The sequence below is a fragment of the Streptomyces sp. PH9007 genome, from assembly GCF_059813725.1.
On record NZ_JBQRUY010000002.1, the window covers coordinates 155,409 to 167,087 of the forward strand.

An 11,679-nucleotide genomic window follows, 5' to 3' on the forward strand; every position below is an offset into this window, starting at 1 on the left:
ACCGCTCAGCACCGTACACCCACGCTCACCCCACCGTTCAGGAGCCGTCATGCGCGACCTGCCCACCACCGACACCCCACCCACAGCTCCTCACATCGAATGGGGCGGCGAGTGGGAATGCCTCGGCTGCGACGCCGGAGGCGACGACATCTGGGAAGACGAAGAGCGACCCAGGGCCAGCCACCACTGCGAGGAGGAGGAAGTCACCTGGTACGCCCGGTGGACCTGCTCGGAGTGCGGAGCCTCGGGCGACGCCACCTTCTACGACGGGAAATCGCCCTCCGCCACACACAACTGCTCCCCACGATGACCACCCCTCCCACCGGGTAATCAGGATCTCCGCCGGCTGGAACCCGCCGCCGCCAGGGCAGAGGGTTCCAGCCGGCGAAGAACCGTCGTCCCCAACGAGATGCCGAGGCCGCCCGGCCGCACCCTCCTCCCGCGGCACCCAGCGCGGCGCCGTCGAACCACCAGGTGCCCACGCCACCGCAGGCGGCGCACAGTACGACTGCAGTCTCCTCGATACCCAACGTCGGCCGAACCAGAAGCACCCCGGGCCCCGCAAGAACAGGGGCCCATACTCAGTGGATTCGAACCAATCCACTGAGTCACAATGGCCATGTGACATACACGAGCCCGTTCTTCGACATCGACGACTTCGACCACGACAGCGGGGGCGAAGCGCTGTGCCTGTCGCGGACCCACTGCGACGCGGCCCCCGAAGAGACCGTCGTGGAGTACGGCCTGGCAGTCCTGGCGGCCATCGAACGGCCCACCCCGCTACCGGCGTTCCACCTCGCCCGCCAGCACGCCGAACTCATCCTCAAAACCCTGCACCCCGCCCAGGCCCCGTTCACCCACAGCCTCCGCAAGCTCCTGGACGGCCTCGCCCGGGCCGGAGACGACCTCCTTGCCGGCGGCCGCCGGCAGAACCTCATCGTCGCCTTCATCCGCGACCTCGACCGCCGCGACCCCACCGGCGACCAAGGCCGATACCCCACCACCCGCGACGGCACCCCCTCACTGGCCACCGTCTGCTGCGCCCACGCCGGCCTCCTGCGCACACACGTCGAACGCCTCCACGACTACGCCCTGGACCGCTTCGCCGCCCGCCGCCTCGCTGCCGCCGCCTGACCGAAGCCACCCCACGGATTGCGCGACTCCTGGTGGGGCCGACGGCGCCCGCGGCGCCGCCTCGGGCGCCAACAGCCGAGTTGTCGGCTCCTGGCCGTACGTGCACGGGTATGGACATCCCGTGCGCGAACGGTGGAGGCTTTCGAGATGAGCGAGAACCCTGCGCACGGCGACGCGCACGCCAAGGCCGCGGCCCTGGTCGTGTTCATGGAGATGCAGCGGGCCCGCCTGGATGAGAAGCACTTCGACGAACTGCGCGAGGCCCTGAGCCACCTGCTCAAGTTCCTCGCCGAGGACCGGGTGGGCTCCCACTTCGAGGTCCCCGAAGGGATCGGGGAGGAGCTCACCGAGGCTCTCGCTGTCCTGATGACCGGCCGGGTCGACGCCCCCATGGTCAGGATCGACAAGTCGGACGGCACCGCTGGCTGGGCGGTCCTGGCGCCGGGAGCTGAGGACACTCCCGAACGGCGCGAGGAAATCCGGGAATGGATCGAACGGCAGGCCCGGGAACGGCGGGAGACAGCCGCCGAGCTGGCCGGCATCGCCCGCGTCAGCGGTATTGAGGAGGCGGGACCCTGACCGGGCTGTGGGCCCGGGCGCGACGATGGCTGCTTTCGCGGGCGGAGCGCGGCAACCGAGGGGACCGGTGGGCAGGTCACCTCGTCCCACGGGCCGCGCCGACTCTAGAGGACCTCGAGCCTGCCGCCCGGGGCGCGTGTGCCTCTCGCCCCGAGCCTGTACACGGCCCTGAGCCCGTAAGGAAGGCGGAGGACCACGCCGCTGCACCGCTGCCCGTACTGGCCCTCGGGAGTGTTCGAACGGGGGTAGCGGCAGCTAGATGATCTTGATTCCGCTTCCGGCCTCGGGGGCCAGCCGTACGGCAGTTGGCGCGGTAAGCCGGTTGGCGTCGGATTGATCATGAGGTGAGGGCGGTGGGTTCGCCCGGGGCGGGGCGGCCTTAGTGCCAAGGGGTGATCTTGGGTCGCTGGCGAGGTCGGGTTGGGGGCACGGTTCGTTGGGTGGGCATGGGACGAGCATCGCGGGTGCGGGCGGCGGGTCGGGCGGAGCGTGCAACGAAAGGTGGGCTGCTGTTCCGTGATCCGCGCCCGGCTGATGAGGCGGCGTTGGTGGAGCTGTTGGGGAGGGTGGAGTTCACTCGGCCGGGGACCGGGGTGGAGATGGCTCATGCCGTGGCGCACCGTCATCAGCTTGAGCCGGCGTGCGGTGTGCGGGCCGCGTGGGTGGCCGAACGGCGGAGGTGGTCGGGGTGCTGACCGCGGTACCGGCGCTGGGGTGGATCGGTTCGATCGAGACGCTGAGTCCGGAGCACCGGTCGTACGTCGCCCAGCATGTCGTGGAGATGGAGGCGCTCTCGGTCGCACCGAAGGCCCGGGGGCGCGGTCTGGGGCACCGGCCGCAGCAAGCCGGTGCGACGGCGGGGCTGCGCTGAGGTGCCCGCCCCCGAACCGGTGAAGCTCCGCAGCGATCACGGCGAGCCGTACATGCTGGCCGTGTCCCACACCCCGGTCACCGACGCCCGCCTGTCCGCAGCGGACGTCGGTGTCTACATGCGCTGCCGGTGGCTGACGGACGTCTGCGCCCCGTACGGCGATCTCGACTGGCTGATCCGCGAACTGGGGATGCCTGATGCGGAGACCCGCGCGTCGGTGTGGCGCCTGGTCGAACTCGGCTACCTCAGTACGGTCGGGCCTGTCGAGATTGAGGCCGTTATCGCCCGGGATGTGGCCGAGCGCGTTCGGGAGGCCATCGAGGCAACCGTGGACGAACTCACCCCGGCCGAGCGGACGACCCTCGCCCGTGTCGCCGACCTCGTGGACCGGCGCCAGGACCAGGCCGTCGAGGCTCTCGTTGCCCATCTGCGCCGTGAACCGGACTGAGGTGATCTGGGGGCGGAGACCCGCATGTGCCGTCTCCATCAGATTGACGTCTGCTCCTGAGGCGCAAGCCCTTGACCTGGGAAGCTTCACTGACTGAGAAGGGGGGTCTTGCCTGGGGGTGGGCGTGCTGTGGCTCGTCTCAAGGCTGTGACCTGCAAAACCTTCAAAGTCTGAGACGTGCCCTCAAGCCCACTGAGACGCCGCTGTCGTGGTCGCGTCGCCATTCCCCGCCGGCTATCGCCCTGGGAGGCACCGGACCATGGCCGAGCTGCCCGCACCCGAAGAGATCGAAGTCCAGCGGGGCCGGGCAGGATTCCTTCTGCCCGGCCCCGTGTCCTACCTCCGGCTGGTCATCGGCTGAGGCGGATACGCGGTCCCCATGCGAACTCCAGATCGTCCAGGAGCAGCAGATCCAGCTCGTCGCTCCATGCACCGCGTAGGTGGAACGGCGCGGTTTCCATCCGTTCGCAGATGATCAGGGTCTCGGGCTGGCCGACGAGCATGTACCGGCCGCGCGAAGCGGGCGTGCTGCCCGGCCCGTACGCCCGCAGCAGTTCCTCCAGGCGCTCGCGGTGCTCTTGGACGAACTTCTCCAGGCGGTGGGTGTAGCCGTCCCGCTCGTCCTCGCGTACGGCGCTCAGAGCCACTGTCAGGATCTCGTCCGACGCCTCGGGAACCAGGAAGTCTTTCGGGTCGGCCAGGGCCCATCCGCACCGCAGTGCGGCCGCACGGACGTTCAGGGCGTACGTGTCCAGGCTGTGCTGCTCGGTGCTCATGCCGAGCCTCCATCGTTCTTCTCGAGCGGTGTTTCGGCTGGCTTGTGCCGGTTCCGGCCCTTGTGCAGGTACCGGCCCTTGCGCAGGCTGCGCCATGTGGTCACCGGCGCGGTGAGGAACAGCGCCGCGACCAGCACGGCTTGGCGCGTCTGCCCGCCGCACGCCCAGGGCCCGGTGAGCCGCACCTCGTCCTGGGCCCAGTCGGCCAGGGACCGCCACGGCCGCAGTCGGCCGGCGACGTAGCCGATGGCGAGTACGAGGGCGCCAGCCATCACGGTTGGTGTGGTCACTTGGCCCACTCCAGTCCGAGCGCGGCCAGGACGGCCAGCTGCTGCGGGTTGAGCTTCGCCTTGCGGCTCTTGGTGTTCGACAGAAAGACGCCGGCCTTCGTTTCCACCGTGGCGGGACCGTCCGTGTCGGTGGGGTCGGCGTGGAGAACTTCGATGTGCTGGCGGGGGATCCGCAGATGGCCCTCCCGTTTCCGGTACTGGGTGAGGGCGGCCACGCCGAGGTCGAAGCCGCGCAGGGAGGCCAGGCCGGGCACCGTCGGGTGCTGCGCGTCCTGCTGCGCCCCGGCATCGGGCGCGGGCGCGTTCTCGGGTCCGGTTGCGGCCGGGGCCATGCCCAGCTTCTCCAGCAGTTCCCGCTGCCCGTCGAGGAGGGACGCCCACCGGCGCCACTGCTCGGCCAGCCACTTCCCGACGTCCAGACCGTTCACGACGATGCCCGGCGGCGGGACCTGGGGGTTCTTCTCCTCGCCGACCAGCTGCGCCAGCGCCGCGTACGCGTACTGCCACGTGACGGGCCACCCGGGCTTCCAGTGTTCGTCGATGGCGGCGAGCTGCTTACGCCGTTCGTCGGCGACCTCGGCGTTCGAGCCCAGGCCGTTCGCCTTCCGGAGGTTGGCCATGGTCTGCCCGATCTGCACTCCGTCGATCACGGTGCTGCGTGGCACGCACAGGGTCCCGTACCGGGCGGCGCACTGGCGGGCCAGGGCGAGGGTTTTCGCGAACCGGGCGTCGGCCACCGACCAGACCATGCCCAGCTCCTCCAGCAGCTCGAAGCGCCACGGCTTGAGCTCTCCGGCCCGGAAGGCGCGTGTCTGCTCGGCCACCCACACGCCGAGGTTGTACTCGCCGCCGCCGCTGTCGATCGTGGCGCTGCGCGGCACCTCGGGCGTCCCCTTCGTCTCCACCCAGGTCCGGAACGCGCTCAGCCCGCGCAGCCAGACCTCGGAGTCCGGCTGCAGCACCCGGGTGCGCAGGAACATGTTGATGATGTCGGGGTTCTTCGGCAGGGAGAAGCGCAGCAGCGGCACCGAGCGCGGGTTGATGCCGCTGCCGGCATCCTCGGAGCCGGACCCGTCGGCGCGGTCCGTACCGCCCGGCCCCGGGTCCCGGCCCGGAGCGCTGCTCCCGCCGGCGTCCTGCGCGGTGCCGGCGTTGTCCTCGCCGGCCGCCCCGGCACCGTTTTTCCCCGGGGCGGGGTTGGCGGGATCGAGAGCCACGACATCGGTGGCCTTCCCGCCGGTGCCGCTGGAGGCGACGACGAGCCGCTCGATGATCCGCTCGTCATGGGCCCGCAGGCCCTGCAGCACGTTCACCAGGGGCCGGTAGGAGTCGGAGCCCATCATGTCGTCCGGGCTCTCCCCGGGCCGCAGGTACACGGGCACGATGATGCGGGCGACCTTGCCCTCGCCGGGCTCCTGGCGCAGCGCGCGGCCGATCATCTGCACGAGTTGGACCGGTGATGTGCGGGTGTCGGCGATCACGATCCCGTCCACGCCCCGCTTGCCCCGGATGTCGACGCCCTCGCCCAGCACCTGGCAGGAGGCGAGGAACTGGAGGTCGTTGACCCACCCCTGCTCGTCCAGGCCGTCGGCGAACCGTGCGAGGACTTCCCGCCGGTGGGCGGCCGGGTGCTCGCCGGAGAGCCAGTCGGCGCCGACCCTCGCCGGGTATACCGCGGGGTCCATGCGGTGGAGTTCGTCGGCCGTGCGCGGCATGGCCCGGGCGAAGGCCATCGCAGCCAGGGTGGTGGAGTGGAAGGTCAGCAGGGAGCGGGCACCGGTCTCGTCGCAGAGTTTGAGCAAAGCGGCCTGCAGCGTGGCGATCTGGCGTCCCCGGATCTCCTCCTCCGAGGCGTCCGGGCCGGGCGGGTGCGGATCCCGGATCTCCAGGATGTCCACCTCCCAGGAGGCGAGCAGCTGCCGCTCCACCGACTCCATCAGCGCCATTTCGAACAGGCGCTCGCCGTACAGGTCCACCGAATCCATCGACGCCACCAGCTCCCCGCCGCTGCCGTCCTTCGCCGACTTGGCGGCCTCCCACAGGCGCGGCGTCGCGGTCATGAACAGCCGCCGGTGCGCGGGGATCCGCTGGTTGTCCAGTACGGCCGCCCACGCCTTGGAGGCGTTCCCGGACGTCCTGTGCGCCTCATCGACCACCAAGAGGTCGAAGACGGGCAGAGAGCCGTACGAGGAGCCCTGCACGGCCTGCTCGAGCACCCCGGGCCGCGCCCCGCCGCCGCCTTCCTCCGCCGGGCCCTGCGGCGCCAGGGACGCGTAGGTGGCGAAGATCCGTACCGGCCCGTTGGAGGCCCACGCGGCGATCTGCACCGGGTCGGTGGAGCACCGCACGCCGAGCGACTCCAGGTACGGGTCGGCCCCCAGCGAACAGATCGCGATCGCGGGCTCGTTGTGCCCGACCCGGCGCCACGCCTCGACAGTCTGGGTCAGCAGTTCGAGCGTAGGCACCAGGACGCCGGCCAGCCCCCGGGGCACGAGCCACCGCGCGGCGGCGGCGGCGGTGATCGTCTTCCCGGTGCCGGGCGCCATGATCACGGTGCCGCGCAGGCCCCGGGCAGGCATCCGGCCGTCCGGACCGGCGGAAAGCCCCTGAACAATCCTTGCCACAGCTTCTTGCTGATGGTCACGAAGAGGAATATCGGACATTATCTGTTCTCCTTTCTCGGCGGATTCCTGCTCAGTGGCTTTCTTTATGGGCCGTACCGTACAGCCAGATTTCCTCAAGCCTTTCCAGGGGGGTGTCGTCGTGACCATCATCGGCCCATGCTTCTGAAAGCCAGTACCGGTCATTGTCGATTCGCTCGCACAGGGCGACCACTTCGGGAGACTCCACCAGGTGGTAAACGCCCCGGGGGTAGATTCCGTCGGGACCGTAGCGCTGCCACAGCCGCTCGAGCCGCGCCCGGTTGGCCTCCAGGTACTTCTCCAGCGCCTGCGGGTACTGGGCCCGTTGCGCGGTGCGCATCGCGCGCAGCACCACGCCCAGCAGCCGGGTGGAGAGGTCATCGGCCCACTGATCGGGGCTGGCTCCGGTCATGGCGGCGTAGTGCCGCCGGCAGATGGCCAGGACCTCTTCGACCAGTTCTGCTGACGCCTCGCTCCCCTCGGCCGGTCCAGCCTTCGGGGTGTCCTCGATGGTGGCGGTGTGCGCGAGTCCGGCAGCCTTGGGCTTCTCGTCCCTCCAGAGCTGGCCGCCGGCCTTGTGCCAGCCTCCGGGCTTCCCGTCCTTGAAGGGCGGCTTGTTGGCGGGGTCGTAGTGCCCGGCATCGAGCGTGCAGACCACGATGTCCCCGTCGGCGTCCACCGTCCGCGCGGTGCACAGGCCGCCGGCCTCCCCCAGCGCCTCCAGCGCCCGCCGCCGTGGTGTGGTGTTCGGGTAGGTGCGCGCCAGCAGGTGCCCGCGGACGAAGGTCTCCAGCCGTGCCCGCTCCGCTTCCCGCTGCCGGGCGTCCTCGAGGTCGGCGTCCCGCGTCACGGTCAGGCCGTTGTGCTGGAGGTGGGCCAGGAGGAGGCGGCTGAGCACGCGGGCGGAGTCGCTGGAGTGCAGCTGCCCGTCGTCGTCGGGGTGCTGGCCGGGGAAGCTCACCGCGCGGGCCATGAAGTCGCACAGGACCTTGTACGTGGCCCGGTCGGGATCCGGTCGCGTCCGCCGCTTGGCGCCGGCCGTGATGGCGGCCTCGGTGATCTCGGCGAGGACCTGCTGGCGGGCCTCTTCCCGGTGGCGTTCGTGGACCTGCGGCGCTTGGAGGGTGACCTCGACGATCTGGTACTGGCCCTGGTCCCCGTAGATGCTGCCCGGCTCCTCGTGCTCCTGGCGCACCTGGGCGATGGCCTCTTCGGGCGACCGGGCGCAGGTGGTGTGCGTCAGCACCCGGGCGCCGGGCTGCACGTCGTCGGTGCGCTGCGCCACGACCCGGTAGCGGCCGGCGGGTTCGTCGCGGCCCGGGGCGCGGGTGGAGCCGGGGCGGGGGCGTCCGTCCGGCGCGGTGCCCGCCGCGACCCGCTGGAAGAGGACCTGCGCGTGGGCCTGGCGGAGGGCGTTGATACGGCCGGTCAGCCCGGCGCGCTGGTCCCAGGTGCGCTGGGCGATCTGAGCCAGCCGTCGCTCCGCCGCTTCGATGGCGGCGCGCCATCCGGCCTCGTAGGCGTCGCCGTGCTCGGGGTGGTCCTCGTCGATCAGCATTTCGACATCGGTTCGGGCGCTGTCGATTCCGCCGGCCTCGGTGGCCGCCAGCAGGTCGTCGGCGAGTTCGTGGGGGAAGCCGCTGTCGGCGAGGTGGGCGGCGAGGACGTTGCGGGCGTTGATGCCGGCGATGGAGTGGTCGCCGGCCTCGGCCGCCGCGGTGACTCCCGGGCCGCGCATGGGTGGTGCCGGGAGGGCGTTGCGGGTCGGGGGCTGGCCGTCGTGGTTGCTGGTGGTGGTCATCGCGGGTTCCCGTCGGTCTCGGTGGAGCAGGAGGCGGCCATCTCTCGGATCCGGTCGATGACGACGCCGCAGTCGCCCGTGCTGTTGTGCGGGCCGTCAAGGGCCTGCCACTGGTAGTCGCCGTGGTAGGCGCTCCACTGGCCGTACCAGGCCGAGTACTGCTCCATGGCGCACTCGGCGTTGCCGGGGAGGGCCGGCCCTGTGCCGCCGGCCTCGCGGTGGCGGCGCACCTCGTTGCCGAGGATGCCGAGGTCGAAGGGCGCGTTGTAGATGATGACCCGGCACCCGGAGAGCACGCTGGCCAGGCGGGGCAGGACCTCGGCGAAGGTCGGCGCGTCGGCGACGTCCTGGTCGTAGATGCCGTGCACGGCGCTCGCGTCGGCGGGGATCGGCACGCCGGGGTGAAGCCGCTGGTCCATCAACGCGTCTCCGGCGGCGGTGAGTACGGAGATCTCCACGGCGTAGTCGGCGCGGTCCTGGTTCAGCCCGGTGGTTTCGAGGTCGAGGATCACACTGCGGGGGTCGGCGAGAACCCCGCGCGCCCACTCGGCGGCGGCCTGCCGGTCGGCGGCGATCATCCGTTCCATCGCCTGGTGTTCCCGCTCGGCGCGCTCGATCTTGCGGTCGATGACGGCCTGCTCGGCGGCGGGCTGGCAGGGGCCACACACGGCACCGCCGAAGTAGTCCTGGCCGTCCTGGTTCCAGCGGGTGCGGGAACCGCAGCGCATGCAGGGCCGGGTGCTGGCAAGAAGACGTCCTGCGGCGAGCGCGGCCTGCTGCGCTTCGGTGATCGGACGTACGGGGCGGGCCTGGGCCCGGCTGTAGAGAGCACAGATGCGGTGGTACGGGTTGTAGTGGTGCAGGCCCACGGGCGCGAGGCCGGCGATGCTCAGCCCCTCGCTGCGCAGCTGCGTCTTGTTCGCGAGGTGAGCAGGCGCGTGGTCGGTTCGGTAGACGGGGAGCCCCTCCTGGTAGCGGAGGACGGCGTTGGAGAGCTGATTGTCGGCCATCATGCTGGGTTCCCTTCGGTGTTGAGATTGCGCTCCGGGAGTGGGTGGTGGGGCCTGCCGGCGGTCGCTGGCCTTGGCTGCTGCGGTGACACTCGGGGCGCGGATGGGCGGCGCGGGAAGGGCATGGGGCGTTCTTTTCGTCGCGGGGGATGCCGGGGCCCGGAGTTCCGCCGGCCCCGGAGGCGAGCTGCCGGGGAGGATGGGGCTGTCCCCGCGCTCTGCGCGGGGACAGCCCGTCAGCTCAGTGCTTCAGGGGCAGGCAGTAGACGAGGACCCTGGGATGCTGCAGGTGCGGGGGAGCCATCTCGAACCCCACACCGATCTCCGACAGAGAGAGGACGAGTTCCCTCACGCCGCGCTCCCCCGGGCCCATCGTGAACCAGGGGAACCCCTCGGCGGGTGCGGGCTTGTCCATCTCGCTCAGCACGGCGCCGTCCTCGGTGGTCAGCCGCAGGTTCTGGTACCCGAGGAACGCCTCGCTCAGCTTGTAGTCCATGACGAGGTAAGCGCCGTCGGGGTAGCAGCAGCCGAGGACCGTGGCGATCTCGTCGCGCAGCTCGGCCCCGAGGGCGCGCAGCTTGCGCCGCTCGGAGCAGATGCGCTGGTAGGTGTCCGTCTCGTTCACTTGTTGCTCCTGTAGATTCCCGGTGGGGACGGGCGCATTTAGGGTGCGCCCGTCCCCACCTGCGTCTGGGGGGGCGGTCAGTGGCGCAGGTGGCTGATGTCGAAGCCGTTGAGCTTGGAGAGGGTCTCCAACTGCTCGCGGGCGTCGAAGATCGCCTCCTCGGGCAGCCCGAGGTAGGTGGCGAGGTGTCCGGGGCCGTACATCGAGCGCCGTGAGATGTACAGGGCGGCGTCCCCCCAGTGGATCTCGAACCCCTGCTTGAACACGAGGACTTCGGCATCCACGAGTTCGGAGCTGAGGATCTTCCGCATGACGTCCACCGTGTCGTGGGGGACGTCATGCTCCAGGATCGTCGCGACGCCGCTCTTCAGCGCGTTGTCCATCGCGGTGCTGAGGATCCACTCGGCGCCGTGCACGTACCCGAGCAGGGTGTCGACCAGCAGCCGCACGTCGGTGGCGTAGTCCGGCTCGGTCCAGTCCCTGGCGGACGAGTACAGGTCGCCCTCCTCGGCGTCCTCATCGGAGGGGTCCACGGCGCACCAGGTTCCGTGCTCGTCGATCGCGTGGTGCACGCTGATTGTGCCGTCGTGGGTCTGGCCGGTGATGACCAGCCGCCGCCCGTCGGTGAGCGGCACTGCCAGGTGGTCGCCCTCATCGATCGCGTCCAGCCCTGCGGCTCGCAGCGCTTCCAGCAGCTGCTCGGCGGCATCCTGAGCGCTGCTCTGTGTGTTCGTCATCTGTTCCTCCTGCTGAGGGGGTTGCAAGTGGCGGGCCGGGCGTTTCGGGCGACCGGCCCACCACGGGGTCAGTGGACGAGTCCGAGCGAGGTGATGAGCTGATCCGCGCACCGGGCGGCATCCCGAGCTTTTGTGACGCCGAGCCAGGACCCACAGAGAACCTGCTGACGGTGGTGGTAGATCCCCCACCCCCAGCACGGGTCTTCGTCGGTGCGGGTCATCTCCAGATGGAAGTCTTCGCCGAGTTCTACGAACGCCGACCAGCATGAGCTGCCGGTATTCTCAGCAGTGGCAGAACGGCCCAATGTTTCGAGGTGAAGGGCAATCCTCTCTGCCCGATTCCTCTCGCTATTCATAGCGAATCCTCTCTCGTGCTGCTACTGGGGCGGCTGCCCGTTAACCCTCACTCTACCCATGATGCATCACCGGCGGTACCTAGTTGGAGAAGTCCAGTTGCAAGAATCTCCAGCTCCATCGTACCCTGAGTTAAGTAGCCCTTCATGCACTGGGACTGACGGCATGTGACCTGACGGCGAGCGGATCGGAACTGGAAGGGCCGGCGCCTGGCCCGGCAGACTCCCAGAGGGGAGGACCCCTGCTATAGCTGCGCAAATCAAGCCACTTGAGGGAGGGTCACCTGTCGAATCTACGTTCGGATTTACGAACCCAAGGGAATTGCGTAGCAATTCTAAAGCCAATCACGTAGTGATTGGCTGTCAATTCTGGAGGAATTGACATGAAATTGCGTAGCAATTTCATTGACGCC

The 11,679-nt window shown here is 69.9% G+C and carries 12 protein-coding genes; 5 read left to right on the top strand and 7 right to left on the bottom strand.

The annotated features are described in order from the left end of the window. Positions 1 to 49: 49 nt before the first annotated feature. The 5 genes from ACTFAP_RS29695 to ACTFAP_RS29715 all read left to right on the top strand — a co-directional run bounded on the left by ACTFAP_RS29695 (position 50) and on the right by ACTFAP_RS29715 (position 3,032). Entirely contained in the window at positions 50 to 310 is a 261-nt protein-coding gene (locus ACTFAP_RS29695; protein WP_500469785.1) for a hypothetical protein, read from the top strand. Between the two features lie 311 nt (positions 311 to 621). Next, positions 622 to 1,134: a hypothetical protein gene (locus ACTFAP_RS29700; protein ID WP_500469787.1), complete on the top strand. Its 513-nt coding sequence runs from the start codon at positions 622 to 624 to the stop codon at positions 1,132 to 1,134. Between the two features lie 147 nt (positions 1,135 to 1,281). After that, entirely contained in the window at positions 1,282 to 1,713 is a 432-nt protein-coding gene (locus ACTFAP_RS29705) for a hypothetical protein (RefSeq protein WP_500469788.1), read from the top strand. Positions 1,714 to 2,401: 688 nt separating this feature from the next. Further along, positions 2,402 to 2,584 carry a hypothetical protein gene (locus ACTFAP_RS29710; RefSeq protein WP_500469790.1) on the top strand — a complete coding sequence of 61 codons (183 nt, stop codon included), beginning with the start codon at positions 2,402 to 2,404 and terminating at the stop codon, positions 2,582 to 2,584. A 1-nt stretch (position 2,585) separates the two neighbouring features. Then, positions 2,586 to 3,032 (top strand): hypothetical protein, encoded by a 447-nt coding sequence (locus tag ACTFAP_RS29715; RefSeq protein ID WP_500469791.1) that lies wholly within the window; start codon positions 2,586 to 2,588, stop codon positions 3,030 to 3,032. A 350-nt stretch (positions 3,033 to 3,382) separates the two neighbouring features. On the opposite strand, the gene ACTFAP_RS29720 is transcribed toward ACTFAP_RS29715, so the two are convergent. From ACTFAP_RS29720 to ACTFAP_RS29750, 7 genes are all read right to left on the bottom strand, one after another. Next, positions 3,383 to 3,808, bottom strand: coding sequence for a hypothetical protein (locus ACTFAP_RS29720; protein WP_500469792.1), 426 nt, complete (start codon positions 3,806 to 3,808; stop codon positions 3,383 to 3,385). Then, a complete protein-coding gene (locus ACTFAP_RS29725) occupies positions 3,805 to 4,098 on the bottom strand; it encodes a hypothetical protein (protein WP_500469794.1) in 294 nt (97 codons plus the stop codon). Before ACTFAP_RS29725 ends, ACTFAP_RS29720 begins: the two co-directional genes overlap by 4 nt. Continuing rightward, the gene (locus tag ACTFAP_RS29730) at positions 4,095 to 6,761 is read right to left on the bottom strand and encodes a helicase associated domain-containing protein (protein ID WP_500469795.1); all 2,667 of its coding nucleotides are present in this window, start codon (positions 6,759 to 6,761) and stop codon (positions 4,095 to 4,097) included. The genes ACTFAP_RS29725 and ACTFAP_RS29730 overlap by 4 nt, the downstream gene beginning before the upstream one ends. 31 nt (positions 6,762 to 6,792) lie before the next feature. After that, positions 6,793 to 8,541, bottom strand: coding sequence for a hypothetical protein (locus ACTFAP_RS29735; protein WP_500469797.1), 1,749 nt, complete (start codon positions 8,539 to 8,541; stop codon positions 6,793 to 6,795). Further along, positions 8,538 to 9,554 carry an exonuclease domain-containing protein gene (locus ACTFAP_RS29740; RefSeq protein ID WP_500469799.1) on the bottom strand — a complete coding sequence of 339 codons (1,017 nt, stop codon included), beginning with the start codon at positions 9,552 to 9,554 and terminating at the stop codon, positions 8,538 to 8,540. Before ACTFAP_RS29740 ends, ACTFAP_RS29735 begins: the two co-directional genes overlap by 4 nt. 238 nt (positions 9,555 to 9,792) lie before the next feature. Further along, positions 9,793 to 10,176 (bottom strand): hypothetical protein, encoded by a 384-nt coding sequence (locus tag ACTFAP_RS29745; RefSeq protein WP_500469801.1) that lies wholly within the window; start codon positions 10,174 to 10,176, stop codon positions 9,793 to 9,795. A 77-nt stretch (positions 10,177 to 10,253) separates the two neighbouring features. Next, on the bottom strand, positions 10,254 to 10,913 hold the full coding sequence (locus tag ACTFAP_RS29750; RefSeq protein WP_500469803.1) for a hypothetical protein: 660 nt from the start codon (positions 10,911 to 10,913) through the stop codon (positions 10,254 to 10,256). Between the last annotated feature and the right edge of the window lie 766 nt (positions 10,914 to 11,679).

Bases quoted from the DNA above. Each gene is read 5' to 3' on its own strand.
- ACTFAP_RS29705 (WP_500469788.1), top strand. From the start codon at position 1,282: ATGAGCGAGAACCCTGCGCACGGCGACGCGCACGCCAAGGCCGCGGCC.
- ACTFAP_RS29720 (WP_500469792.1), bottom strand. From the start codon at position 3,808: ATGAGCACCGAGCAGCACAGCCTGGACACGTACGCCCTGAACGTCCGT.
- ACTFAP_RS29695 (WP_500469785.1), top strand. From the start codon at position 50: ATGCGCGACCTGCCCACCACCGACACCCCACCCACAGCTCCTCACATC.
- ACTFAP_RS29735 (WP_500469797.1), bottom strand. From the start codon at position 8,541: ATGACCACCACCAGCAACCACGACGGCCAGCCCCCGACCCGCAACGCC.
- ACTFAP_RS29750 (WP_500469803.1), bottom strand. From the start codon at position 10,913: ATGACGAACACACAGAGCAGCGCTCAGGATGCCGCCGAGCAGCTGCTG.
- ACTFAP_RS29740 (WP_500469799.1), bottom strand. From the start codon at position 9,554: ATGATGGCCGACAATCAGCTCTCCAACGCCGTCCTCCGCTACCAGGAG.
- ACTFAP_RS29730 (WP_500469795.1), bottom strand. From the start codon at position 6,761: ATGTCCGATATTCCTCTTCGTGACCATCAGCAAGAAGCTGTGGCAAGG.